This window comes from Vitiosangium sp. GDMCC 1.1324, from assembly GCF_003044305.1.
GTDB lineage: Bacteria > Myxococcota > Myxococcia > Myxococcales > Myxococcaceae > Archangium.
In genome coordinates this window covers 138,283-161,559 of sequence record NZ_PZOX01000008.1, presented here as the reverse complement: position 1 = coordinate 161,559, position 23,277 = coordinate 138,283, and the positions used below count along the sequence as shown (strand labels likewise).

At 66.5% G+C, this 23,277-nt stretch carries 23 protein-coding genes; 12 read left to right on the top strand and 11 right to left on the bottom strand.

Translation table 11 applies throughout. The features are described from left to right. Positions 1-152 precede the first annotated feature (152 nt). Positions 153-1,163, bottom strand: coding sequence for a threo-3-hydroxy-L-aspartate ammonia-lyase (locus DAT35_RS23935; RefSeq protein ID WP_108069453.1), 1,011 nt, complete (start codon positions 1,161-1,163; stop codon positions 153-155). Between the two features lie 282 nt (positions 1,164-1,445). On the opposite strand from DAT35_RS23935, the gene DAT35_RS23930 reads away from it, so the two are divergent. Together DAT35_RS23930 and DAT35_RS23925 are read left to right on the top strand one after the other, a co-directional pair. After that, the gene (locus DAT35_RS23930; RefSeq protein ID WP_158501847.1) at positions 1,446-2,621 is read left to right on the top strand and encodes an ankyrin repeat domain-containing protein; all 1,176 of its coding nucleotides are present in this window, start codon (positions 1,446-1,448) and stop codon (positions 2,619-2,621) included. A gap of 121 nt (positions 2,622-2,742) precedes the next feature. Further along, entirely contained in the window at positions 2,743-3,021 is a 279-nt protein-coding gene (locus DAT35_RS23925) for a hypothetical protein (protein ID WP_108069451.1), read from the top strand. A gap of 85 nt (positions 3,022-3,106) precedes the next feature. On the opposite strand, the gene DAT35_RS23920 is transcribed toward DAT35_RS23925, so the two are convergent. After that, on the bottom strand, positions 3,107-3,394 hold the full coding sequence (locus DAT35_RS23920; protein WP_146209855.1) for a hypothetical protein: 288 nt from the start codon (positions 3,392-3,394) through the stop codon (positions 3,107-3,109). A gap of 310 nt (positions 3,395-3,704) precedes the next feature. Here DAT35_RS23920 and DAT35_RS23915 point away from each other — a divergent pair, with 310 nt between their 5' ends. The 3 genes from DAT35_RS23915 to DAT35_RS23905 all read left to right on the top strand — a co-directional run bounded on the left by DAT35_RS23915 (position 3,705) and on the right by DAT35_RS23905 (position 6,138). Next, positions 3,705-4,349 carry a hypothetical protein gene (locus tag DAT35_RS23915; protein WP_108069449.1) on the top strand — a complete coding sequence of 215 codons (645 nt, stop codon included), beginning with the start codon at positions 3,705-3,707 and terminating at the stop codon, positions 4,347-4,349. Between the two features lie 6 nt (positions 4,350-4,355). Further along, a complete protein-coding gene (locus DAT35_RS23910; RefSeq protein WP_108069448.1) occupies positions 4,356-5,684 on the top strand; it encodes an HTTM domain-containing protein in 1,329 nt (442 codons plus the stop codon). A gap of 145 nt (positions 5,685-5,829) precedes the next feature. Beyond that, the gene (locus DAT35_RS23905; RefSeq protein ID WP_108069447.1) at positions 5,830-6,138 is read left to right on the top strand and encodes a hypothetical protein; all 309 of its coding nucleotides are present in this window, start codon (positions 5,830-5,832) and stop codon (positions 6,136-6,138) included. A gap of 84 nt (positions 6,139-6,222) precedes the next feature. On the opposite strand, the gene DAT35_RS23900 is transcribed toward DAT35_RS23905, so the two are convergent. Further along, positions 6,223-7,116 carry a ChaN family lipoprotein gene (locus DAT35_RS23900; protein WP_108069446.1) on the bottom strand — a complete coding sequence of 298 codons (894 nt, stop codon included), beginning with the start codon at positions 7,114-7,116 and terminating at the stop codon, positions 6,223-6,225. A 172-nt stretch (positions 7,117-7,288) separates the two neighbouring features. Next, a complete protein-coding gene (locus tag DAT35_RS23895) occupies positions 7,289-7,963 on the bottom strand; it encodes a hemolysin III family protein (protein WP_108069445.1) in 675 nt (224 codons plus the stop codon). Between the two features lie 338 nt (positions 7,964-8,301). Between DAT35_RS23895 and DAT35_RS23890 the strand changes: the two genes are divergently transcribed. Beyond that, a complete protein-coding gene (locus DAT35_RS23890; RefSeq protein ID WP_108069444.1) occupies positions 8,302-9,066 on the top strand; it encodes an alpha/beta fold hydrolase in 765 nt (254 codons plus the stop codon). A gap of 46 nt (positions 9,067-9,112) precedes the next feature. On the opposite strand, the gene DAT35_RS23885 is transcribed toward DAT35_RS23890, so the two are convergent. Beyond that, complete coding sequence (locus DAT35_RS23885; RefSeq protein ID WP_158501846.1) at positions 9,113-9,919, bottom strand: DNA-3-methyladenine glycosylase; 807 nt, start codon at positions 9,917-9,919, stop codon at positions 9,113-9,115. 173 nt (positions 9,920-10,092) lie between these two features. On the opposite strand from DAT35_RS23885, the gene DAT35_RS23880 reads away from it, so the two are divergent. Continuing rightward, positions 10,093-10,359 carry a hypothetical protein gene (locus DAT35_RS23880; RefSeq protein WP_108069442.1) on the top strand — a complete coding sequence of 89 codons (267 nt, stop codon included), beginning with the start codon at positions 10,093-10,095 and terminating at the stop codon, positions 10,357-10,359. Between the two features lie 227 nt (positions 10,360-10,586). Continuing rightward, positions 10,587-13,049 (top strand): helicase-related protein, encoded by a 2,463-nt coding sequence (locus tag DAT35_RS23875; RefSeq protein ID WP_108069441.1) that lies wholly within the window; start codon positions 10,587-10,589, stop codon positions 13,047-13,049. Between the two features lie 92 nt (positions 13,050-13,141). Here the strand turns inward: DAT35_RS23875 and DAT35_RS23870 are convergent, their stop codons facing one another. The 5 genes from DAT35_RS23870 to DAT35_RS23850 all read right to left on the bottom strand — a co-directional run bounded on the left by DAT35_RS23870 (position 13,142) and on the right by DAT35_RS23850 (position 18,453). After that, positions 13,142-13,417 (bottom strand): hypothetical protein, encoded by a 276-nt coding sequence (locus tag DAT35_RS23870; protein ID WP_108069440.1) that lies wholly within the window; start codon positions 13,415-13,417, stop codon positions 13,142-13,144. A gap of 145 nt (positions 13,418-13,562) precedes the next feature. After that, positions 13,563-14,852 (bottom strand): SO2930 family diheme c-type cytochrome, encoded by a 1,290-nt coding sequence (locus DAT35_RS23865; RefSeq protein ID WP_108069733.1) that lies wholly within the window; start codon positions 14,850-14,852, stop codon positions 13,563-13,565. A 25-nt stretch (positions 14,853-14,877) separates the two neighbouring features. Beyond that, positions 14,878-16,470 carry a parallel beta-helix domain-containing protein gene (locus DAT35_RS23860; RefSeq protein WP_108069439.1) on the bottom strand — a complete coding sequence of 531 codons (1,593 nt, stop codon included), beginning with the start codon at positions 16,468-16,470 and terminating at the stop codon, positions 14,878-14,880. 205 nt (positions 16,471-16,675) lie between these two features. Next, positions 16,676-16,789, bottom strand: coding sequence for a neutral zinc metallopeptidase (locus DAT35_RS23855; RefSeq protein WP_255415200.1), 114 nt, complete (start codon positions 16,787-16,789; stop codon positions 16,676-16,678). An 89-nt stretch (positions 16,790-16,878) separates the two neighbouring features. Beyond that, on the bottom strand, positions 16,879-18,453 hold the full coding sequence (locus tag DAT35_RS23850) for an FAD-dependent oxidoreductase (RefSeq protein WP_233261673.1): 1,575 nt from the start codon (positions 18,451-18,453) through the stop codon (positions 16,879-16,881). 113 nt (positions 18,454-18,566) lie between these two features. On the opposite strand from DAT35_RS23850, the gene DAT35_RS23845 reads away from it, so the two are divergent. Beyond that, positions 18,567-19,298 (top strand): TetR/AcrR family transcriptional regulator, encoded by a 732-nt coding sequence (locus DAT35_RS23845; RefSeq protein WP_108069436.1) that lies wholly within the window; start codon positions 18,567-18,569, stop codon positions 19,296-19,298. Between the two features lie 479 nt (positions 19,299-19,777). Here DAT35_RS23845 and DAT35_RS23835 read toward each other — a convergent pair whose 3' ends face one another. Then, the gene (locus DAT35_RS23835; protein WP_108069434.1) at positions 19,778-20,905 is read right to left on the bottom strand and encodes a DJ-1/PfpI family protein; all 1,128 of its coding nucleotides are present in this window, start codon (positions 20,903-20,905) and stop codon (positions 19,778-19,780) included. 26 nt (positions 20,906-20,931) lie between these two features. Between DAT35_RS23835 and DAT35_RS23830 the strand changes: the two genes are divergently transcribed. The 3 genes from DAT35_RS23830 (at position 20,932) to DAT35_RS23820 (ending at position 23,162) form a co-directional block, all read left to right on the top strand. Then, a complete protein-coding gene (locus DAT35_RS23830; RefSeq protein ID WP_108069433.1) occupies positions 20,932-21,969 on the top strand; it encodes a GlxA family transcriptional regulator in 1,038 nt (345 codons plus the stop codon). A gap of 188 nt (positions 21,970-22,157) precedes the next feature. Beyond that, the gene (locus tag DAT35_RS23825; protein ID WP_108069432.1) at positions 22,158-22,583 is read left to right on the top strand and encodes a hypothetical protein; all 426 of its coding nucleotides are present in this window, start codon (positions 22,158-22,160) and stop codon (positions 22,581-22,583) included. Between the two features lie 123 nt (positions 22,584-22,706). After that, a complete protein-coding gene (locus tag DAT35_RS23820; protein ID WP_108069431.1) occupies positions 22,707-23,162 on the top strand; it encodes a hypothetical protein in 456 nt (151 codons plus the stop codon). The last annotated feature ends 115 nt before the right edge of the window (positions 23,163-23,277 follow it).

Below are 23,277 nucleotides of genomic sequence, written 5' to 3'. Positions count from 1 at the left end.
GAATTGACCAGACCGTGGCGCTTCAGCTCCTAAGGACGTGAGAGTGATACGAGTAGGAAATTCCGCTACGGATATTCATTGTGTGGCAGTCAACAATCCAGACAGGAACAGGGGAGTGTTCCAGGTGCGGACTCGGCCTGCGGCACCGGCGGTCATGCGGCGCCGCCTTCGCTCTCCTGGATCAACCGGGCAAAGAGCTGCAGGTCGACGTTGCCGCCAGACACGATGATGCCGACGCGCTTGCCTTTGACGTCCAGCTTTCCCTGCAATACGGCAGCCGCGGCCAGGCACCCGGTGGGCTCGGCGACCATCTTCATGCGGCTGGCGAAGAACTTCATGGTCTCGACCAGCTCGGCATCGCTGACGGTGACGATGTCGTCCACCCGTTCGCGAATCACCGCGAAGGTGTGCTGGCCCAGGTGTTGCGTTTGCGCGCCGTCGGCAATGGTGCGCGGCGTGTCGATGTGGACGATCTCTTCGGCGCGCAGGCTGCGCTGGCCGTCATTGCCGGCCTCCGGCTCCACGCCGATGACGCGGCATCCCGGTGACATGGCATGCGCCGTCACCGCGCAGCCCGACAACAGTCCGCCTCCGCCCAGGCACGCCACCAACAGGTCCAGCGGCCCCGTTTCCTCGAACAGCTCCTTGGCCGCCGTGCCCTGCCCGGCCATCACGTCGGGATGGTCAAAGGGAGGGATCAGCGTCATGCCGCGTTCCTGGGCGATGCGCTTGCTCAGCGCCTCGCGGTCGTCCCGGTAGCGGTCGAACAGCACCACCTCGGCGCCGTAGCCGCGCGTGGCCCGGAGCTTGATCGCAGAAGCATCCTGGGGCATCAGGATGACGGCCTGTACGCCGAGCAACCGCGCCGCCAGTGCGATGGCCTGCGCGTGGTTGCCCGACGAAAACGCGATCACTCCGCCGGCCTTCTGTTCAGGCGTGAATCGCGAGATGGCGTTGTAAGCGCCGCGGATCTTGAAAGCGCCGGCGCGCTGCAGGTTCTCGGCCTTGAAGAACAGTTCCGCACCCGTGGCGGCGTTGGCCGTGGCGGAAGTCAGCACGGGCGTGCGGTGCGCCACGGCGCGGATACGCTCATGGGCGGCGGCCACGTCTTCGAACGAAATGGGAAGCTTGGGGGAGGGGTTGGCGGGCCTGGCGTTTGTCATGGGGGTCCTGGCTTGGGTCAGACACCTTGGGTCGGTGCGTGCACGTAGAGCGGTGCCGCTCCGGTGGCCAGTACCACAAAGTCCTCGAGCTGCGGCTCATTGCTCATCGTCGTAGAAGCGGAACTGATCGCTGGGGAGGTCCCAATCCGTAGCGGTCACCTCGACGGCGGCGGCGCCCATTCAGGCGTTGGTCGCATGGTTCAAGGAGCCTTGGATTTCAAGCCGCTCTTTGGCATGGAGTCGATTCAGCCAACCCGGCACCGTCACTTCGAAGGAATCATCATGTCTCAAGCCTTGCTCGAAGCCATCGCTCGCGGAGATGCCGCGGCCGTTCGTACCCTGGCCCCCACCGCTGACACGAACACTCGAGACCCATTCGGCCGCGCCCCCCTGAGCGCCGCGGCCTCGCGCGCTGGCTCCATCCCCTCGGACATTCTCCTGGCGCTCATCGAGTCCGGCGCTCCCGTGAACGCGACCCAGGGCAAGGACAGCGACGAGGAGGCTGGCTGGACGGCGCTCCACCACGCCTGTCTGCGAGGCTCCTTCCAGGACGCCCTCGGCGCGGTGGAGGTGCTGCTGGCCCACGGTGCCCAGCCCAATGGCAGCGGCGAGGACAACGGCATCACCCCGCTCTACCTCGCGCTGACCGCCCACCATCTTGGCATCGTCGAGGCGCTGCTGAAGGCCGGCGCCAACGTCAACACGCCCATGGCATCCGGCAACACGCCGCTGCACCACCTCGTCGCCCTGTTCCGCCAGCGCAAGGACGGTGGCTACAAGAACGGTGAGCGCGAGGCCATGGCCACCGCCGCCGTCAAGCTGCTGCTCGCGCACGGCGCGGATGCGGGGGCTCGTGACAAGGACGGCGAGACGGCCCTGGCCAAGGCGCTCATCCTCCACATGCCGGCCGACTTCGTCCTCGCGCTGGTTGCCGCGGGTTCGCCGCTCGACGAGCGCGTCAAGCTGGGCAATCCCCCGGAGACGCTCTACTTCACGCCCGTCGCCATGGCGATTGGTCTGAACCAGCCGAACGAGGTGCTCACGGCCATGCTGGCGCGTGGCATCGACGCCTCGAAGCCCACCGAGCACGAGGGGCAGACGTTGCTGCACTACGCGGCCATGAAGCGCTACGCGTCGATGCAGATCATCCTCAAGCACCAGCCCGGCCTGGATCTCAACGCGCGGGACGAATCCGGCGCCACCCCGCTGTTCCTCGCCGCCTGGATGGGAAGTGACTCGGGCGTGAACCTGCTCCTCGAGATGGGCGCCGACCCGAACATCCCGGACGAGGGGGGCAATACCCCCCTGCACACCGCGGCTCGCAATGAGCACGGGGGCGTCATCGACAAGCTCCTGGCCAGGGGCGCGGACCGCACCCTGCGCAACCGGAACGGCGAGTCGGCCTCCGACCGCGCCCGTAAGGCGGGCCACGCGAGCCTCGCTGCGAAACTGGCCTGAAATGGCAGGTGCCGTGGGCATCCCCGGGTGCTCCACAATTGCTCGACTTCCATGCATGTGTGCCGGACACTGGCTGAGGCCCTGTTCCACGGAGGTACAGGCGCCTCGCTCGGAGAAACACATGGCGGGAAAGCGTGTCGCACGAGGGCTGTTGCTGGTCGCGGGAATGCTGTTGGCGGGTTGTGGTGGTGCTGAGGTCGAGGCAGAGCAATCGCCTTCTCTGGAGACCCGAGAGGATCAGATCATCTGCGACGACTACACGACCTACAACAAGTGGATCTACTACAGCGACGCGACCTTTACCGTGAGGGTGGGTGAGCGCTCGTGCGAATGCTACGGCCCCGTCACCTGGGGACGGTCCACTGAGTTCTACCGGAATCTTTCCGGTTCTTGCGAGTGACAGAGTAGGCCGCTGGCCTCGCGCGCGCCCACGACTCCTGGCGGGCGCGCGTACCCACGTGGCGTTCCGGCGACACGCCTCGGGTTCAGCCCGCCATGTGAAAGAGCAACAGCCAGAGAAACACTGGGCCCGTCACACAGCCGCTCATGAATCCCAGGAGCGCCATGGGCCACCCGTCACGATGCGCTTTCCCCTGGCGGATGCGGATGAGCTCCCACGCGCCGAGCACCGCGCCGACGGCTCCGAACGGTACGAACATGCAGCCCACCACCGACACCAGCAGTGAGATGAAGGAGAGCGGCGAGATCCACGTCACGGCAGCAGCGGCAGGCTGGTGGCGGTAGAGCGTGCTCGCGCACTCCGTGCAGTACACGCCGCTCTCTCTCTGTTGGGCGCATGCGGCACAGATGAAGCGGCCACACTTCCTGCAGCTGCCGACCGTGGGCGCTTCCGGATGCAGCTCACAGTGTTCCTCGACCCGATGATGTTGAGGTGTCATGGGCATGTGCGCGCCTCCCGAGGCGCACACATTGCAAACCCACGACCAGGGGCTTCACGAGACGGGACCTGGTCCGCGCGTGTACACGCTTCTGCGCGCCGATGTGCGCCGGGCTGCACGGCCGCATTCATGAGGTGGGGGCGCGTGCTCCCGAAGGAGCCGGGGAACTGATAGTTTGTGTGCCATGAACCGTCCGGCCCGTCTCTTCCTGCCCCTCTGCCTCGTGCTGCTCGCAGCGACCTCCCGATGCGCGTGTCTCACCGCCACGAGCTCCACCGGGACGTGCGAGGGACAGGTCGGAGGCGTGGATATTTCCGGAGAGGTCGATCCCGAAAGTGAGCACCACACGCTGTACCGCGCGCCGAACGGAGCCTCGGTGGACCACACCGTGCTCAACCTGAGCTGTGGGAAGGGCAAGCTCAAGGTGCGCGGCACGCTCCACCACATCTCTGTTTTTGGCGAAAGCTATTCGTTGCCCACGAATGGGGGGCCCTGTCCTCCCGTGCAGAGCGATGGTGGCGTCGAGGACGCGGGGACGGGGGACGCGGGGACGGGGGACGCGGGCACCGGGACGTGTGGTTCTTCTCAGAACCCCGAATACCCGCTGGCGCTCGAGTGGGAGGTGCTCACGCCGGATGTGACGCCGCTGCTCGTCGCGGGAGTGGTCAAGGCGGTCCTGAAGCTCGACGAGAGCATCGACGGCACGGTGACCATGGAGTTCGCCGACGGCACCAAGGTGGTCATCCGCTACGACGTGTACCACGAGGACAGCCTGGACGTGGGGGAACCTCCGTCGTCGAGCGGCAGTGGGGACTCGGACTCCGACTGAGCGCACATGGAGTCCTGGAGCCGACGCCTGGACGCGCCGGTGGATGCTGCGTTCCTGATCGCCCTGCGCGTCTTCCTGGGGGCGGTGCTCGTGGCGGCCATCGCTCGCTACTTCCTCCACGGGTGGATTGACGCCTATTACATCTCGCCGCGCGTGTACTTCCCGTACTACGGCTTCGGGTGGTTGAAGCCGCTGCCGCCCATGGGCATGTACGCGCTCTTTGGTGTGCTGGGCGTGCTCGCTTTCGGACTGATGGTGGGGGCCTGGCCCCGCCTGTGCGCGGCGCTCTTCGGGGGGCTCTTCGCCTACGTGCAGCTCCTGGATGTCACGCACTACCTCAACCACTACTACCTGGTGTGCCTGCTGTGCGGCCTGCTGGCGCTCATGCCGCTGTCCGTAGGGGCCTCGCTCGATGCTCGCAGGCGGCCGGAGCTCGCGCGCGGCACCGTTCCCGCCTGGACGCTGTACACGCTCCGGGCCCAGTTCCTCGGGGTGTATCTGTTCTCGGGGCTCGCCAAGCTCCAGCCGGACTGGCTCGTTCATCACCAGCCGATGCGGCTGTGGCTCGCGACGAGCGCGGGGGCCAGGGTGCTCGCACCGCTCGTCTCCGTGGAGGCGCAGGCGGCGCTGAGCAGTTGGGGAGGCGCGCTCGTGGTGCTGTGTGCTCCGCCGCTGCTGTTGTGGCGCCCGGTGCGACCCTATGCCTACGCGGCGCTCGTGGCCTTCCATGTGCTGTCCGGAGCCCTGCTGCCCCTGGGCATCTTTCCCTGGCTCATGGTGCTGGCGCTGCTCGTCTTCTTCGAGCCCTCCTGGCCCCGGCGCCTCGTGGGGAGGCGGGCTCCGGCCGTTCCCGTCTCGCCGCCGGGAGCCACCCCCCGCTGGGTGCTGCCCGTGCTTGCGGTGTACTTCCTCGTGCAGGGGTTTCTGCCGCTGAGACACTGGCTGTATCCGGGCAACGTCCTGTGGACGGGCGAGGGCTTCCGGTTCAGTTGGCACCTGCGGATCCGCGAGCGGCTCGGCCAGGGCCGCTTCTACGCCACGGACTCTCGCACGGGCGCGCGCTGGGAGCTCAATCCCGAGGGGCTGCTCACCGACAAGCAGGCGGGGCGGATGATAACCGAGCCGGAGCTCATCCTTGCCTTCGCGCACATGCTCGCCGAGCGCACGGGCATTCCCGGGGTCGAGGTCCGCGCGGACGTCCAGGTCTCTCTCAACGGGAGGCCCTTTTGCCCGCTCATTGATCCGCGGGTGGACCTCGCCGCCGAGGAGGAGGGTCTGGGGCCCAAGCCGTGGGTCCTCCCACTCGAGACCCGGTGCGAAGGAGACCCGCGCTAGCGCCGCGCGTCGAACGGCGCGTATTCCCTGCATGCCTGCACGCTGGGGGCCGGGTGTGCGACTGCCTCTCTCCCTCTACCCTTCCTCGTTCTCCCTTCCTCTCGCTCGTGGAGGTGCTCACCGTTGAGCCAGGAGGATGAATCTCATGCACAACGCGAAGGAAACTCAGGAAGTAAAGGGCAAGCTGGCGGGAGGGCGGGAGCTGTCGGGCAACGAGCGGCCGCTGGAAGCCTGGGACGAGCAACAAAGTACGAGCAATGAGCGGTTCCACGTCATCTTTGACGGGAAGGTCTACACCAACTCCGAGTGGGTGGACGCGGGGCAGTGTCCGGGGGACACCGTCAACCGCTCGATCAACCCGTGGCGGTTCGAGCGCAACGCCACAGATGAGGAGATGAAGACGCTGGGCAACCCGACGAGCTGCACGCACATTCACCACCCGCCGAGAAGCTGACGGCTGGCCCAGGAGCCCAGGCCTCAATCCTGGGCTCCCAACTCACTTTCGCGAGATGGTGCGCGACGGCTCAGGGGCTGGCCCTTACCGAGGGCTGAGCTTCCAAGGCAGAGACGCCGAGACCCTCTTGATGAAAATAGAATTGAAATGCCCGTCCGTCATCTCAGGCTCTTCAAGAAAATAACGTTCGAAAGGCACCGCAGTTCGGTAGACCGTATTGACCGGGCCGAAGGTCTTGCCTCCGCACACGATCTTTTCATTGCTGTCAGGCCAGCATTGCCACGCTGCGCCTTCGTCATAGCGGAACTGGAGGTTGCGCGAATTCTTGAGGGAGAGAGCTCCTTTTGAGAGTCTCAACACTTCGGAACCCATGTTTTTGGAGTCCGGATCCCACGGAGTGCCAACGGTCAAGCGAGAGTGGAGGTTGCCAGAGAAGGTGATGACCGTGCGGCTTGGATTCTTCTTGATGAAATCAAGAATGGTCATCGCCATCTTTGTGTCGCGGTCGTTGCTGACAGCCTGGCCTTTTTGAGGCTTTGGAATATCAAAGCAAAAGACCTTTGCCCTGGGCAAGGTGCGGATGTTCTTGAGAAGGCGCACCATGGCCTCGCTTCCCCGCCCTGAGTGGTAATTGGCGTCCTGGAAGAAGTCGAGCGCCGCCAGAACCTTCTCATCACCCGTTTTTAGAAATGAATCAATTTGGCCTTGGATATCCGTGGGGAATTCCAGGCCAATGGCGACATCGTGTTTCTGCGCCATCGCTTCAATGATCTTGAAGGCATAATCGGGCATCTCGTTGGTGCCATGAGATTCACCCAGGAGGATGAGCTTGTGGTTCTCGATAGAGCCTAGCAAGGCAGGGGAAACATCGAGATTTTTGAATTCGCGAGCATTGGATTTTATGTGTTCGGCGGGGGTCTCGGCCCGAGCAAACGTGGGGAAGATGAGCATCGCTAGAAGGGAAAACAGTATCTTCATTGATGATTCCGCTGTGCCTTTCAGGGCAGTCAGGCAACGTATGAGGGTTTCCATGTCCGGACCATGAGGGTCATCCGCCGCGACCTGAGCTCAGGACCCGTGGTATTCCGGAGGGTAGTGACACGACCGCCTCCGCGGTTTCACGCGAAAGTGGTGTTCCCGAGCACGGGCCTCACTGGCCCCACAGCACGTCGAGGATGACGGCGTAGTGCACGGCGGCCGCGGCGATGACCATGAGGTGGAACAGCTCGTGGTAGCCAAAGACGGTGGGGCGTGGGTCCGGCCATCTGCGCGCATAGACCCCGGCGCCCAGGGCATAGAGGACGGCCCCGAAGAGGAGCCACCCGACACGCGCCGGGCCAATGACGTCTGGCAGCCGCAGCAACACCGGGAGTGACACCGCCCCCAGCACGACATAGAGCACGGAGCGGAGCCCCCGCGGCCCGGAGAGGCCCAGCAGTGCGAGCCCGGCACCCAGGAGCGCCGCGGCCCACATCACCCAGAGCAGCCGCGGGCCCCAGCCTCCCGCCGCGTCCAGAGTGGCCATGGGCGTGAAGGTCCCCGCGATGAGGACATAGATGGCCGCATGGTCGAACCGCTGGATGCGCTGGGCGGTGGCGGAGCTCCAGTTGGGACAGTGGTACGTCGCGCTGATGCCGAACATCAGCACGAGGCTGACGCCGAACACCATGCCGGCCAGGTGCCGCACGCCCTCCGCTGGCGCCAGGGCCAGGAAGAAGAACCCGGCGAGTGCTGCAACGAAGGCGAACGCGTGCGACACGCCGCGCAGCCTGGGCTTCACTTCCATTTCAACCCGGAGGGTCTCGACGCGCTCTTGGGACGCCATGACCTGCTCGTACCTCCGGCATGTCACCGTCGCGTCAGCGAGCCGTGCCCTCCTGTCCAGGTGCGGACTTCGAGCGCCCGGGCCTGCCGCCCCGTTCACACTTGCGGGCGGGGCAGCCTGGAGTCAGGCCACCTGCTGGCGGACCCACGCGGAGATGTCCTCGTCGTGGACGCTGCGCAGCATCTCCCAGAAGGGGCGGTAGTAGCCTCCCCGAGGATCGTAAGGTCCGCTCATTTTCCCCAGGGTGAAATGACTGGCGTCTCCCCTGATGTTGGGGTGTCCTCTATTTGCATGCGTGGTGTTGGGTTTGAGCGGGCTGATGACAGGGCGTGTATGAAATGAAGAACCTTCCGCAGAGGCGTGAAGTCACGATAGAGGGCCGGAGGTTGACGTACTCGGTTGCCGGGCAAGGCAAGCCACCGATTGTTCTCATCAACGGGGCGGGCGGACCGCTTGAAGGTTGGTACAAGCTCTATCCGGCGATCGAGAAACTTGGCACTGTTGTCGCCTATGATCGGCCGGGGGTCGGCGGGAGCTCACGCCCTACTGAGCCACAGACTGGCGAGGTGGTCGTTCGAACGCTGCGGCGTCTTCTGCACGAGCTCGGCATCGAAGGGCCCTACGTGATGGTGGGCCACTCGTTCGGTGGTTTGTTCGCGAACCTCTTCGCGCGTTTGTATCCGAAAGATGTCATGGGCGTCGTGTTTCTCGAAGCGACCGCGCCCGACGACATCGGCATGATGAAGGCCCATCAGTCCAGGGCCCAGCGAGTGATGAACGGCGCGCTCAACTTCTTTTCGCGTCCGGAGCCGAACGACGAAATCAGCAATGAGGCGCGAACCGTTGCCCAGATCGCGGAAGCGCCGGCTTTTCCCGATGTGCCGCTGCGAGTGGTGTCCGGCGGGAAGACGCCGCCAGGCTGGCTGACGTCCGCGGAGGCCCTGCGCCTTCGTGCCCGGCATCAGGAAGCTCTTGCCAGCCTCTCCTCGCAAGGCGAACGCATCGTTGCGGATCGCAGCGGCCACTTCCCCCAGATGTCGCAACCTGAGCTCGTCCTTGATGCGATCGCGCAGGTTGTGGGTAAGCACGCTGCGAACCCGTGAGGAGCTCGAGGGCACCCGCCCTGCCGCGACGCTGGCTGGCGGCCCTTCAACGCGAGCAGGCGCCGAGCAACTGGCAGGTCTCGTCCGTTGACAGGTCCCTGGCAAACTCCGCGGGAGCGCGGCCCCTGCCCACTTCGTACTGGGCGACGTACCGGCGCACCTGCGACACACTGGAGCCCGTCAGCCTTGCCACCTCGTCCTCGGAGTGCCCCTGCGCGTGGAGCGCAACAGCGACATGCAGCCGTCCCTTCTTGATGCGTGCCGGCTCCGTCAGGAACCGGTAGGGCCGGGAGAGGTAACGGACCCGCTCCTCGGAGGTGCCTCGCTTGAGGGTGAGTCCTACTCGCGCCGAGGCGTAGACCCTCCTTGCGGGGGCCTGTGCGGCGTCCAGCACCACGTAGAGGGGCGAAGCGCCCGAAGGCTCCGGGTCCACACTGAGGCTGAAGGTCGAGACCAGTGAAGCGATGGAGGCATGGCCCGTGAGCGCGAGGATGTGGTCGACGCACAGGCATGGGCCATCGAGCAGCCTGCCGGCGTCTCCGAGCAGCTCCATTCCGCGAATCAGGATACCCCCGGGAGCCCCCGGTCCTCCGATAGCGATGTCCAGCCCCTTGTAGCTGCCTCCGCGGTACTGACTGCCCGCGCGGTGGAAGTACCAGCGTCCCCGCTCGCACTGCATCGGGTCGCCATGGGTGAACGGGTCTGGATGGTCTGGACTGGTGAAGTAGAACTCGAGCTCGGTGAAGCGGTGGGGCTGTCCGCCGACGTAGCAGATGGCGGTGTTGAGCAGCAGTTCGGCCATGCGCTGGAAGCTGGCTGCATACGTCGTCTCCGCACTTCCGGCGGGAGGCATCCACGCTTGAAGGGTCTCACTGAGTCGTGCCTGCATGTGCGTAGATTGCACGCGGGGGGCAGGGGCGTCCCACAAAAGCCGTCCGGTAGTCTCTGGCCCTGCTCGAATATCGGATATTCCCAAGAAAGCGAAAATTTGTTAGGGTTTGGGGAATAACCCGTAACGGAGGACGCATGCGCGCGAGTCTTGTCGGTGGTCTGTTGGCGACGGCGCTGATGGTGGTGGGCTGTGGCGGTCCCGTGGAGCAGGAAGAGAACGCGAATCTGTCCACGCAGGAGGCCCCGCTGCCCGATTGCGCCAACAGCCCGGACACCCTGTACACCTACTACAGCGACGCGACCTATACGACCGTGATTGGTGCCCGGGGTTGTTCGTGTGGCTGGTGGAGCAGTTGGGGCAAGATCTCGACCTACCGCCAGTTCACCCCGGAGTGCATCTAGGCCATTGGCGTCACGCAGCTGAAGCTCGCCGCCGAGGCGGGCTCTCCCGTGCCTCTGCGGTGAGGGGGCGCGGGTGCTTGTACAGGGGGGGTGACAGCACGCTGTCACCCTCTGTGTCGTGGCGGGCCGCCTCCTGGTGGGCCTCGGAGAGCGGCGCCGCCGCAGCTCGGCCTCTCGGTGGGCCAGCGCCCTGGGCGGAGGACCCTGTTCGAGGTTAGACTTCGCCAATGAATTCCAGCCCCTCCAGCCGGTCTTCCGTCGTCGTGGCGGAGCTGGGGCCTACGAATACGGGGAAGACGCACCGCGCCATCGAGCGCATGCTCGAGCACGACACGGGGATGATCGGTCTGCCGCTTCGCCTGCTCGCTCGCGAAGTCTACGACCGGGTGACCGCTCGAGTGGGCGAGGGACGGGTCGCATTGATGACGGGGGAGGAGAAGCGCCTGCCGCCCCGCCCCGATTATTGGATTTGTACGGTCGAGGCGATGCCGACCGATCGGCCGGTCGACTTCCTTGCCGTGGATGAAATCCAGCTCGCTGCCCACCGGGAACGCGGGCACGTCTTCACGGATCGACTGCTCCATGCCCGTGGGCTCAAGGAGACCTGGTTCCTCGGCGCGGACACGATGCGGCCGATGGTCCAGGCGCTCATCCCTCATGCTTCGGTGAAGCGCGCCACCCGCCTGTCCCAGCTCCGCTATTCTGGGCGCCGCTCCCTGAAGAGCCTTCCTCCGCGCTCGGCCGTGGTCGCGTTCTCCGCGGACCGCGTGTACGAGCTCGCCGAAGCGCTGCGCCGCCTTCGTGGCGGGGTTGCCGTGGTGCTGGGCGCGCTCTCCCCGAGGACGCGCAATGCACAGGTGGCGATGTACCAGGCAGGGGAGGTTCAGTACCTCGTGGCCACCGATGCCATTGGGATGGGTCTGAACCTCGACCTCAACCACGTTGCCTTCGCGGCGCTCTCCAAGTTCGACGGCGCCGAGCAGCGAGACCTCTTCCCGGACGAGCTGGCCCAGATCGCAGGCCGCGCAGGGCGTCACTTGAACGACGGGAGTTTCGGAACCCTGAACACCCTGCCCGAGCTGTCTCCGCGGGCGGCCGCGGCCATCGAGTCACACCGGTTCCCGTCGGTACGTAGTCTCATCTGGCGCAATGCGGCGCTCGATTTCTCGAGCCCGGAGTCCCTGCTTGATTCGTTGTCGCGGGCTCCGAGCCACAATGCCTTCATCCGGGTGGAGCGCGCGGACGACTTCGATGTGCTCAAGGAGCTCTCGAACGCCCCTGCCATTCGGGAGATCGCCACGGACCGGGCCATGGTCGAGCTGCTGTGGCAGGTCTGCCAGATTCCGGATTTTCGCAAGGGCCTGTTCGGTCAGCACGTCGCGCTGTTGCGTGAGACCTTCCTTCAGCTCTCCGCGGGTGACGGGAAGCTGGAACATGACTGGCTGGCCAGACAGGTGTCGCCGCTCGATGATGTATCCGGAGACATCCACACGCTGATGGACCGGCTGGCCGCCATCCGCATCTGGACGTACATCAGTCATCGTTCGAGCTGGCTGCACGACGCCGAGCAGTGGCAGGAGCGCACCCGCCGCATCGAGGACGCGTTGGGCGACGCCCTTCATGAGCGGCTCGTGGAGCGCTTCGTGCAACGGGCCGCACGGAGGAGTGCACGCCGATTCGTGAGGGCCGCCACACGCCTTCCGTCCGCGTCGGACAGCCCCTTCGCCAAATTGGGGCTCCTGCTGGGGGAGGTGCCGGGCGCTGACGGCGCCGCGATGACCGAGGAGCAGTTCGTCCAGCGGGTGGTCGACGCGACGCATGACGCCTTCCAGGTGGACGCATCCGGAAGCATCTCGTTCGAAGGGCAGCCGCTGGCCCGCCTGGTTCGCGGGAAGGACCGGCGCTCACCGCAGATCGCGCTCGCGGAGCCGGAGGTCTGGACCGGAGGTGCGCGGCGGCAGCTCGAGCGCCGGTTGGTGGCGTTGGCGAGGGACCTCGTCACTGAAGCCATGGGGGGCTTTCCCGCCGAGGCCCTCACCGGAGCGGGCCGCTCCGCGGCGACGCGTGGCCTCGCCTACCGCCTGGCCGAGGGGCTGGGCGTGATTTCTCTCGGTGAGGCGCACGAGCAGTGGCGGCTCCTGGATGACGAGTCACGAGAGCGCTTGAAGACGCTGGGCGTCCACGAGGGGCAGCGCTTCCTCTACGTCGCCGAGGCGCTCGCACCGCATGCGCTCGAACGGCGTTGCATGCTGACGGCGCTGTTCCATCAGAGTCCGTCACCCAAGGGCGTTCCACGAGAACCGGCTCTCGCCGTCGCGGACCTTGGCGGTTGGAGTGCGCGGGCCTTGGGTTATGAGGTGTTCGGTCCCGTGGCGTTGCGGCTCGATGTCGTCGAGCGGCTCAGCGAGGCGCTGCGCCACCCGCACGGTGCTCAGCAGGTGCACACGTTCCTTCAGGAGCTACGTCTGGAGGGCGGTGTTCGCTCGCGGGTGCTGCGAGAGCTCAGAGGACAGTCCGGGGGCGCTCCGTTGAAAAGGCGGCGGCGACGGCGGGGAGGGAAAGCTTCAGCGAGGGCTCCTGACAAGAGCGGAGCCAACGGGCAACCGGCTCATGATGGCGCCCACCCGAAACCCCGGAGGAGTTGGGCCGGGGAGGGGGGGCGATCAGGAGGCGGGCCGGCGCCCGATTGAAGGCGGGAGGAGAGCCCGCCCCCATTCCAAGAGGTAGAGCACTCCTCCCTGGCGACCTGCGACCGCGAGCACCGGGATTCTGCCAGCGCGCCTCAGGGGCAGACGCAGCTGCCGGTACATGCGTAGTCACGCTCGCAGGGCGTGCTGCCACATGCGGCTGTGCACTGCTCCTGTGTGCCGTAGTACCTCTGATAATTGCACGTCCACTTCATCGGGCAGATGGCCAGCGGAGTCATGCTCTGCTGAGAGGCCTGAGCCTCGACAGGAGCGGGCTCGGACGCCGGGACCTGCTCGGCCTCGGTGCCGCAACCCATCACAGCGAGAATGAGACCCGTGCTGAAAACAGCCAGAAGTGACTTGATGCGCATGGGGTGAATCTCCTCGTTTGGACGACGACAGTGAGTGCTGGCTCGGGCAACGCTACTTCCACACCTCGAACCCTCACAAGCTTGTACTTGGACGTGACGAATGACTCCGAGTTGGCTTGAGGCCCCGCCCCGCTCCCGCCGGACCTCACTTGCAGCTTTGCTTGGGCATGGAGTCGATCCAATCCGCGATGAGCTTCGAGCCCTCGACGTGGCGGAGGCTCCGGCCAATCTGCGGCATCATCTTCCCCGACTCCACGGTGTTCATCCGGTACCAGAGGATGGAGGTGGTGTGGTCCCCCGGGACGATGTCGAACTCGCCGCCGACGTCGTTGCCCGCCGAGCCCGGCCGCTTGCAGACGCCCAGGTGGAACGGGTCCGCGTTGTCGATGTCCAGGAAGAGGCGGCTGGTATCTCCGGCCGTGCCCTTCGGGTTGTGGCAGTGGGCGCAGTTGATGTCGAGGTACGTGCGCGCCCGCGTCTCCAGCGACGCCGCCTCCTCATCGAAGGCATCCGGAGCGTGGGGCCGTTCCTCGGTGGGGGGCAGCCCGTCCAGCTTGCCGAGCGTCGCCAGATGGTCGAGCTGGTTGTGCTCCACGCCCCCGTAGACGTTCGTCCGGTTGAGGTAGCGCGCCTTGACGCCGATGGGCACGAGGATCTGATCACCGGCCTCGTTCTTCAGGTGGTGGCAGGTGAGGCACTGGTTGCGGCTGGGGACCAGATAGGAGAGCGTTCGCGCCTCCCCGTCCAGGTCGATGTACTCGAGGGAGAGCACGCGGCCACCCGGGACCTGCGTGGCCTCCGTCTGGTCGGCGTTCCAGAGGTACGGATACGCTGCCCAGCCCGACGGTTGATGCACCAGCACCCGCGTCTCCACGGCTCGGAGGTTCTGGTCCGGCGCGCGCAGGTCCGCCGGCAGGGAGAACGTCTTGGTGATGAGCGTCCCCACCGGCAGGTCCAGCACGTCCTTCGCGTCGTAGTGGGCCACCTTGTCCGGAGGCACATAGAGCGTGCGCGACTTCACCATGTAGTCGGAGAAGAGCGGCGTCGTCAGCGTGTAGGGCACGTTGCCCTCCACTGGCAGCAGCCCGCCGTCACCCGGGCTTCCCGTGAAGAGGCCGAAGCCCGACAGCGTCTTGGGAATGACCAGTGGGTCTTCCGGCTCCCCGGCATCCGGCTCGCCCGCGTCCGGAGCTCCGGCGTCGGGTGTCCCGGAGTCAGGTATCCCAGCGTCGGGTGCACCCGCGTCCGGAGTCCCGGAATCGGGTGTGCCCGCGTCCGGCTCACCCGCATCCGGAGCTCCGGCGTCGGGCTCCGGGAGAGTCGTTCCTGAATCCGGAACACCCTGGGAATGCTTTTCGGGGCCACCGCAGGCCGCCAGCACGAGGGCCAGCAGCACCGCGGCGAGATGAGGGGTCGGACGGGAAGGTGTGCGCATGCTCATCGGGCTCCAGGAGGGCTGGCTACGGCAGCGGGTTGCCCACCGCCACCGGCGGGCTGAAGCCACTGCAGTTGTACGGTGCCGCGCCCTGCGCGTAGCGCTTCGTCTCGGCCCAGGCCGCTGCCACGTTGGGCGAGGCGCCCTTGAGGTTCGCCGCGACCGCCTGGAGGTCGAAGTCCACGAGCACGTTCGTGGTGCCAGCCGGGAACTCGTTGCCGGCGACGCAGATGTTGATGGCGTTGGGCTTCGTCTCGTCGCGAGGGGCCGGGTCGATGCCGTCCCACAGGATGTGCTCGACGTGCGTCACGCCCTTCTCGGCCGCGCCGTACTGGTAGACGGTGTAGACGAGCGCGCCCAGCGGACGCTTGGCCTGGTCCGGGGCTCCATTGTCCACCGAGTCCCCGCTGTCGCCCTGGAACTGGTTGTCGTGGATGTAGACGTCGGAGGTGCCGAAGTTGAAACCACCCGCGGCCCACTGGTCCGTGTTCGGCTCGATGGACAGACCGCTCAGGATGGTGAGGTCGACGGTGTTGTTGTTCGCCCACACGTTCCCGGTGAACTCCACGCGCCGGGAGGCGAGGATGAACGTGCCCGTGCCGGCGGGCACCTGCGACACGGTGCTGCTGCTGGCGCTCACCGAGGCGAAGTTCGGACGGTTGTTGCCGGTGACGATGTTGTTCTTGAAGCGGATGTCCGTGCCCTTGAGCGTGTTGCCGGGCAGGTCGAACACCACCAGGCCCGTGGTGTTGTCCTGGGCGGTGTTGCCGTAGACGTACGCGAAGGTCGTGTTCTCGATTTCGATGCCGGCCACGTTCTGGAGGGCCTTGCTGTTGCGCACGATGGCGTACTGGGTCTGCCCCACGTAGATGCCCGCATCCGCGGCGTTGTAGGCCTCGCAGTCATCGATGGTCACGTACTTCGACTTCACCGGGTAGATGCCGTACTTGCCATTGCTCTCCTTGTTCTGCTCGGCCCACTCGGTGCGTACGCGGCGGATCACCACGTCGGTGGAGGATTCGATGCGGAGCGCGTCCTTCTTCGCGTTCCAGATGGCCAGGTCCCGCACCTCGAACAGCTTGCCGACGACGTCCAGGCCGTTGGTGTTGGCCGCGGCGCCGGTGAAGACGAGCACCGTGCTGGAGCCCGTGCCCGTTCCCTCGCCCTTCGCGCCCTTGCCGGCGCCCGCGAAGATGATGCCGTTCTGGCGGATGGTGATGGCGTTGTCGAAGGTGTAGGTGCCCGCGGCGAGTTGCACGGTGGTGCACTCGGCCAGCCCGTTCACCGCGTCCTGGATGTCCTGCTCCTGGCCCGGCGCGAACGTCAGCGTCTCTCGCGTCTTTCCCTGACAGGAGAAGTCCCCCGCGACGCCGCCATCCCAGGGCACCCCAGCGTCCACCGTCGTGCCCGCATCGGTCCCCGCATCCCCCTGTGTGCCCGCGTCGGTTCCCGCATCCCCCTGTGTGCCCGCATCTGTACCCGCGTCCGCCCTCGTTCCCGCATCGCCAGGCGGCGTCGGGGTGTTGTCATCATCATCCGTGCACGCGGGCAGGGCGAGCAGCCCCAGGACCGCGAGCAGGGCAACACAAGAAGCGCGAGACAACGGCAGACAGTGCATGTCGTTCCTCCGGCACACCACCCCGCTCGAACCTCGGAAGGTCGAAGCGCGACACGGAGCGGTCAGAAAAGGGAGCCGGATAGTGGAAGCGAATACACGTGATTCACAAGCAGAAGGATGACATCTGCAATTTGACGCACTGCAACTTGTGACGAGAGGAGAAAACGACGTGCTCGCGGTAAGGCTCAGCCGAAGCCGCGGCGAGTCATTCCTCGACGTTGCCCTGTTCCAGGATGTTTCGTTCCCTCTGGTCTGGATTCGTCCCGATGCTGGCGAAGCAGTCCGCCTGGAGCTCCATGCGCAACGACAGCGCTTTCAAGCGGCCGTGGCCCAGGTACTCGCGCTGGGCGTATTGGGTATGAGAAGGAGCGGCCCAGCGGCGAGTCGCCCTTCAATAGCTGGCACGGCTCATGAATCGGCCGCGCCAGGCGCCTGGGACCGGCGCGTGGCGGACGACACGCGCCCGAGGGCGTTGGTGAGTGCGCGGAGCGGATCCGCTGGCAGGTCGATGGAGCGCCAGGCCACGTAACCATCGGGGCGGACCAGCGAGGCTCCTCCCATTCCCAGGCCGAATGCCCTCCGGAACGCTTCCGGATCAGAGGGCCGCACGTCGATGCCGATGCGCAGGCTCTCCACTTCGAGGCCCAGTTGCTCGGCGGCCTGCGTCACGGCGGGGAACCACCGCTCGTCTTCGGCGAGCAGCACCCATGCTCGCTGGAACAAATCGAGTGTGGACAGCCGCTCGTTGCCTTTGGACACCCACGCATGCGGCGCGCGTGTGCCGGGCTGACCTGCCCACTGCTCGGGCCGCAACGCGGGCGGGAGCCCATCCCCGGCGTCGAGCACCGCGGTCGATCGGTACAGCTGACCCAACTCCATGGCGGCGTCGTCGATGATCCGCACGCCCTCGGAGGTCCCGGCCGCGTCCGCCTTGTAATCCGCCCGGGCGAATATCTGCTGGTGTCGGAGCCACGCGATCGGGCGTCGTTCGGCGTCGTAGGTGTCGAGCAGTTGTGGCGTCGACGCACCGGAGAGGACTGCGGACAGCTTCCACGCGAGGTTGTGGGCATCCTCGATGCCGGTGTTCGCACCATAGCCACCGCGGCTGGGCGGCAGGGTGTGCGCGGCATCCCCGGCAAGGAACACCCTGCCGGACGCGAAACGGTCCGCGATCAGCGCGCTCAGCTCCCAACGGCCCGTGGTGATGAGTTCGACCTCCAGGTCCGATCTGCCGATCGCCTTGGACACCATCGCCCGCAGCGTGTCTTCGTCGCGCTCCTCGTCATCCGAGAAGATCAGCACCCAGCGGCCGTCGCCATAGGTGGTGAGGAACGCGCTGAGCCCCGGCTGCTCGATCTGGAACTGCGTGATTCCCTCTCGAAGGTACTCCTCGAGCGGAGCCCGGAACAGGACGCTGCGCACCGTCCGCATGTGGCCACGTCCAGTGCGGCCGATCCCCAATGACTCCCGGATCGGGCTGCGGTGGCCATCCGCCGCGACCAGATAGGCCGCGCGCATCACGTACTCTCTTCCGTTGCGCTCGCGCAGCCAGGCGGTCACGCCATCGACATCCTGTTCGAACCTGATCAGCTCGGTTTCGAGCCTGATGTCGGCACCCAGAGCGACAGCCTTCTCGCGAAGGATGGGTTCGAGACGATCCTGCGCGACCGCGGCACCTGTGCACGGCGAGTAGTCGATCGTGGGCGCGTGCTGATCCTCAGGTGTCCACGGGTACTCCTCGAACCATTTTCCGGCGAGGCTCTCGACCCGGGCCCGGCGCAGCCGGAAGCCGGGCGGACTCTGCGGGATGCGGGGACCCAGCCCGACCGCACGGTAGAGCTCCATCGTCCTCGGCGTGTAGCCGATCGCACGTGGATGCGGCGAGCTGCCGGGGTGCCTCTCGACGAGCACCGTCGGCACACCTCGCCAGGCCAGGAACACCGAGGCAGACAGGCCGACCAGGCCGCCCCCGATCACGAGCACCGAAGTTGATTCCACTTGGAAAACCGTCCCTTTCGATACGATGTATCGTTCGATACAGTGTATCGCGGACGGCTGGTTGTCAACCGCACCCCAATGAGGCAAGACGAATCGCGATGACCCAGAAGCCGCGCGAGCCGGACCCCACTCTCATCTGGGAGCGTCCGGAGCCCGCCAGCCGTCCCGCCCCCGGACCGCTGAGCAGGGACCGGATCGTGCGCGCCGCCATCGAGCTCGCCGACACGGAAGGCCTCGCCGCGGTGTCCTTGCGCAAGGTCGCGGCCGCGCTCGATGCCGGGCCGATGCGGCTGTACGGCTATATGTCCACCAAGGAGGAACTGCTCGAGCTCATGGTGGACGCGGTGTACGGGGAGATGGTGTCCGAGGGGCCGATCCGCGGCGAGTGGCGCGAGGCCCTCCGGTCGATCGCCCATCGCACCCGGCGGGCCGCTCGAGAGCACAAGTGGTTGATCGACCTGGTGGCCGGCCGGCTCCATCTGGGCCCCAATGCCCTGGCGCATCTCGAGGCTTCGCTCGCCGCGTTGAGTGACACCCCGGGCTTCGAGGACATCGACGCCGTCATGCAGGCCGTCGGAACCGTCAACGCCTACGTGATCGGTGCCATCCGGACTGAAGCCAGCGAGCTGCGCGCCGAGCTCGAGAGCGGCATGAACAAGACGGAATGGCAGAACGCCTCGTGGCCCTACATCCAGCGGATGGTCGCCACCGGCCGCTTCCCGATGCTCGCCAGGGTGGTTCGGGACGCCACCCACCCATCGTTCGACGTCGTGTTCGACAAGGGCCTGGAGTGCGTGCTCGACGGCATCGCGGCTCGGCTTTCACGCTGAACGAAGGCGCCAATCAGGGGTTGATGCTGGCGTCGGCAGGACCCATTCCCTCGCGCGCTTCCTCCACCCGCTCGCGTGCGCGGTGTCCGGAGGCCGTGTATACGAATGTCCTCGGCTTTCCCAACCTCAGAAGAGACCTGAAATGGTTTGGTATCACGGCGTGTCGTATTTTTTTGGCGGAGCATTCCTCGCGAACGCGATCCCACACCTGGTCAGCGGGATGATGGGTCGACCCTTTCAAACCCCATTCGCCAGGCCTCCGGGTGAGGGACTGTCGTCTTCGACGGTGAACGTCCTCTGGGGATCGTTCAATGTCGCAGTCGGCTACCTCCTCTTGTGCCACGTTGGAGTCTTCGAGCTGCGCAACATGGAACACGTCGCCGTAGCGGGACTCTCGGCGGTGGTCAGTGCAGTGTTTCTGGCCCGTAGGTTTGGGCGATTCCACGGAGGCAACGAGCCTCGATGACGAGGCAGACCGCCTACTTCCGGCCATCCGCCCACGGATATTCGAGCTGGAGTGCCACGAACGCGGCGGTCCGGCGGCCGTAGCGCTCGGTGATGCCGTCCAGGGCCGCGTCCAGTGCGCCGGCGGGCGCCTCCTGCGGGAGCGGCGGGAGCCTGTGCAGTCCGGCGGCCGATCCCTCCACCAGATCCGGGACGAGCTGGAGCCCCTGCGCCGTGGTCAGTTCGCCCTCCACCGCCGCCACCGTCTTCGCCTGGGAGCGGTACGTGCGCGAGTAGGCGTCCGCGGTGAAGGCGAGGGCGAGCTCATCCATGCCGGGCTCGACCGGCAGCGCCACGTCCTCGTGGTTCCAGATCGCCACCGTGTTTCCGATCGCCGTCCAGATGTGCCCCCAGCCCAGCTGGAAGGCGTCGCTGTCGTGCTCAGCGCTCCAGCTCGTCACGCCCAGCTCGCGGGCCAGTTCCTCGGCGCGGGCGCGCCCGGCGATCGCCTCCACTACGGCGAGTGACACCGGCAGGGAGGCGGTCACGCCAGTGGTGGTCACCACGCCGCGGTCGACGACGTAGCGCCGGTTGCGGACCCAGCGCATCGTGGGGTGCTCGCTGCGCAGCGCCTCCACCGAGTGCCAGTGGGTGGTGGCGGCGCGGCCGTCGAGCAGCCCGGCCTTTCCCAGCACCTTGGCCCCTTCGCAGATGCCGACCAGGGTCGCGCCCTTCTCCGCCTGCGTCTTCAACCAGGCCAGCACGGCCGGCTCGTCGTCCCGGTGCATGGCGGGGACAAACACGTAGTCCACGCCGTCCGGATACCGCGCGTCCAGCTCCGCCACGGTCGCCTGCGGCTGGAGGGTCAGCGCTGGCATCAGGGTGATGGGCCCGGCCTCGATGCCGACCGCGACGACGTCCGCCACCCCGGAGCGCCGGAGCACGCCGTACGGGACCAGGAAGTCGGTGGTTTCGCTTCCATCGTTCAGGCCCAGGACGGCGATGACCGGCCGCGCCCGCTTGGGCGGCCTCAGCCCGGCCAGGGTTTCCGCCTGCTCCTCCGACGTGAGCGTGAGCGGGCGGTTGTCGGGAGCAACGGGCGCTCCAGTGCAGGCGATCAGGCCGGCGACCAGGGTGACGAGGGCAGCGTTTGAGCGGGTCATGCCGCTCAAGGTACGGTCCGGGCCCCATGGCCGCAAAGACAGCCACACCGCGGATTCTGCCATCGGCCCGAGGGCGGCGGAACGCGCGCGCCGCGAGGACCGTTGCGCTGGTGGCCTTCGACGGCGTCCATCCCCTGGACATCACTGGTCCGGCGAGTGTCTTCGGCGCGGCGTCCTTCTTCCAGCCGGGCGCGTACCAGGTGCTGATCGCCTCGCCTCGCGGGGGCTCGCTGGCCACGGCCTCGGCGGTGGCGCTCGCGGACACGGTCGCGCTGGCCAGGCTCCCCCGGCGCCTGGACACGGTGCTGGTCGCGGGCGGTAGCGAGGACGCGCTCTACCAGGCGATCCTCGGAGATGGCGTGGGCGCCTGGCTCGCGAAGGTGGCGCCTTCGGTGCGGCGGATCGGCAGTGTCTGCACCGGCGCGTTCGCGCTCGCCGCGGCCGGGCTCCTGGACGGCCGGCGCGCCACCACCCATTGGAGGGCGTGCGGCCTGCTCCAGGAATTGGTCCCCTCCGCGCGGGTGGAGCCGGATGCGATCCACACGCTCGATGGACCCATCTGCACTTCCGCGGGAGTAACGGCGGGGATCGACCTCGCGCTCGCGCTGGTCGAACAGGACCTGGGTCGCGCGGTGGCGGCGGAGGTGGCGCGCGAGTTGGTGGTGTTCCTGCGCCGCCCCGGGGGCCAGTCGCAGTTCAGCGAGGGGCTGGCCGCGCAGGCGGGCACCTCCGACCGGATGGGCGAGCTGATCACCTGGATGGTAGAGCACCCCGACGCGGACCTGAGCGTCCCGGCGCTGGCCGCGCGCGCCGCGATGAGTGAGCGGAACTTCGCCCGGGTGTTCGCCCGCGAGACCGGGCAGACGCCGGCGCGTTTCGCCGAGCAGGCCCGCCTGGAGCGCGCGCGGTTCTTCCTGGAGACCTCCGACGGGTCACTCGAACAGATCGCGGCCCAGAGCGGGTTCGGATCGCTCGACGCCTTGCAGCGCGCCTTTCGCCGCCACCTCCGGGTGACGCCAGCCGCCTACCGTGCCCGGTTCTCCGCGCCGCGCAGGCGGAGTTAGCACGCGCCACACCCGCCGCGGGGGCTGGCGTCCTCCCGGCTCCTCGCTGGGAGGGCGGCCTGGGTTGTGTGGGTCCAAAGGGAGCATCGTTTCCCCTCTGTCACGGGAAGCTGGCCAAGACTTCCCATCGACAACGGCGGGACGACACCACCATACTCTCCAGCCTCAACATTACACTCGAGGTCCGAATGAGCGATGGAACTGACGTAGAGCAACTTGATGCTCCCCCGCCGGTCTCTGCGGAACTGCGCGCGAAGATCCTCGCAGACCCGAACGTGATGAAGATCGCCGCGGAGCTCGAGATGAGCCTCGACGAGTTCGTCAACACCGTCGGGTATTACATGAACAACCCGGGCGTGGAGCCCGCGTTCCTCGTCGTCAGCGACGAGAACCTGAGGAAGATGGGGGTCGAGCCGCCCACCGCCGAGGCCATCGAGGCCAACGTGCGCGCCAGCGTCGAGGCCTTCAAGGCCGGCCAGGCCCCGAGCGGTTTCGACCAGCCTCGCAAGAAGACCGTGGAGTTGGGTGCCCAGGGTGGCGAGGCCGTAAAATCCTCTGCAAATCCCGGCCTCGACGACGCGGTGAAGAAGGGGCGAACCTCGCTAAAGCCTTGATTTCACGAGGCTTTTCGAAAAAAATTCACCCGCTGACAACTTCCAACCTCACCCTGCGATAATCCCTTCAAAGCTACTTCTTTTCCACCAACGCAACTTCCTTTCCACACAAGAGAGCACGCCATGGGATTTATCAAGGGCATCGGTAAGGCGTTCAAGAAGATCGGTGACTTCGCGAAGAAGGCGGTCGGCTTCGCGAGCAAGATTCTCAACGGGCCCCTGGGGCAGATTGCCTCGTTCATCCCGGGCGTGGGTCCCTTCATCGCGGGCGCCTCGAAGATCGTCGGCATGGCGAACAGCGTCCTCAACGGTGGTGGCCTCAAGGGCATCATCGGTGGCCTCGTCGGCAACCTCGGCGGCGGCCTGCTGGGCAAGGCCGGCTCGCTCCTGAGCAAGACGGGTCTCGGCTCCGTCATCGGCCTGGGCTCGCAGCTCAACAGCACGGGCGGGGTCATGGACATGGTCAAGGGTCTGATGAGCTCGCGCAAGGGCGACCAGTCGACTGCCGCTCAGGGCGACAAGTACAACCTGACCCAGTTTGCGGCGTTCAAGGTCGCGGACCTGCTCCGCGCCGCCTGATCGGTCCGCTTTCGCTTCACTCCACGGGGTGCACGCTCATGGCGTGCACCCCGTTTTTTCTTCATCAGGTGCCTCATCGCCCCTTTGCGGCCGGTCGGCGTGAGGCATCGGTCAT

Excerpts from the sequence above, each read along its gene's own strand:
- DAT35_RS23935 (WP_108069453.1), bottom strand. The coding sequence starts at position 1,163 with ATGACAAACGCCAGGCCCGCCAACCCCTCCCCCAAGCTTCCCATTTCG.
- DAT35_RS23930 (WP_158501847.1), top strand. The coding sequence starts at position 1,446 with ATGTCTCAAGCCTTGCTCGAAGCCATCGCTCGCGGAGATGCCGCGGCC.
- DAT35_RS23925 (WP_108069451.1), top strand. The coding sequence starts at position 2,743 with ATGGCGGGAAAGCGTGTCGCACGAGGGCTGTTGCTGGTCGCGGGAATG.
- DAT35_RS23915 (WP_108069449.1), top strand. The coding sequence starts at position 3,705 with ATGAACCGTCCGGCCCGTCTCTTCCTGCCCCTCTGCCTCGTGCTGCTC.
- DAT35_RS23910 (WP_108069448.1), top strand. The coding sequence starts at position 4,356 with ATGGAGTCCTGGAGCCGACGCCTGGACGCGCCGGTGGATGCTGCGTTC.
- DAT35_RS23905 (WP_108069447.1), top strand. The coding sequence starts at position 5,830 with ATGCACAACGCGAAGGAAACTCAGGAAGTAAAGGGCAAGCTGGCGGGA.
- DAT35_RS23900 (WP_108069446.1), bottom strand. The coding sequence starts at position 7,116 with ATGAAGATACTGTTTTCCCTTCTAGCGATGCTCATCTTCCCCACGTTT.
- DAT35_RS23895 (WP_108069445.1), bottom strand. The coding sequence starts at position 7,963 with ATGGCGTCCCAAGAGCGCGTCGAGACCCTCCGGGTTGAAATGGAAGTG.
- DAT35_RS23890 (WP_108069444.1), top strand. The coding sequence starts at position 8,302 with ATGAAGAACCTTCCGCAGAGGCGTGAAGTCACGATAGAGGGCCGGAGG.
- DAT35_RS23885 (WP_158501846.1), bottom strand. The coding sequence starts at position 9,919 with ATGCCTCCCGCCGGAAGTGCGGAGACGACGTATGCAGCCAGCTTCCAG.
- DAT35_RS23880 (WP_108069442.1), top strand. The coding sequence starts at position 10,093 with ATGCGCGCGAGTCTTGTCGGTGGTCTGTTGGCGACGGCGCTGATGGTG.
- DAT35_RS23875 (WP_108069441.1), top strand. The coding sequence starts at position 10,587 with ATGAATTCCAGCCCCTCCAGCCGGTCTTCCGTCGTCGTGGCGGAGCTG.
- DAT35_RS23870 (WP_108069440.1), bottom strand. The coding sequence starts at position 13,417 with ATGCGCATCAAGTCACTTCTGGCTGTTTTCAGCACGGGTCTCATTCTC.
- DAT35_RS23865 (WP_108069733.1), bottom strand. The coding sequence starts at position 14,852 with ATGCGCACACCTTCCCGTCCGACCCCTCATCTCGCCGCGGTGCTGCTG.
- DAT35_RS23860 (WP_108069439.1), bottom strand. The coding sequence starts at position 16,470 with ATGCACTGTCTGCCGTTGTCTCGCGCTTCTTGTGTTGCCCTGCTCGCG.
- DAT35_RS23845 (WP_108069436.1), top strand. The coding sequence starts at position 18,567 with ATGACCCAGAAGCCGCGCGAGCCGGACCCCACTCTCATCTGGGAGCGT.
- DAT35_RS23835 (WP_108069434.1), bottom strand. The coding sequence starts at position 20,905 with ATGACCCGCTCAAACGCTGCCCTCGTCACCCTGGTCGCCGGCCTGATC.
- DAT35_RS23830 (WP_108069433.1), top strand. The coding sequence starts at position 20,932 with ATGGCCGCAAAGACAGCCACACCGCGGATTCTGCCATCGGCCCGAGGG.
- DAT35_RS23825 (WP_108069432.1), top strand. The coding sequence starts at position 22,158 with ATGAGCGATGGAACTGACGTAGAGCAACTTGATGCTCCCCCGCCGGTC.
- DAT35_RS23820 (WP_108069431.1), top strand. The coding sequence starts at position 22,707 with ATGGGATTTATCAAGGGCATCGGTAAGGCGTTCAAGAAGATCGGTGAC.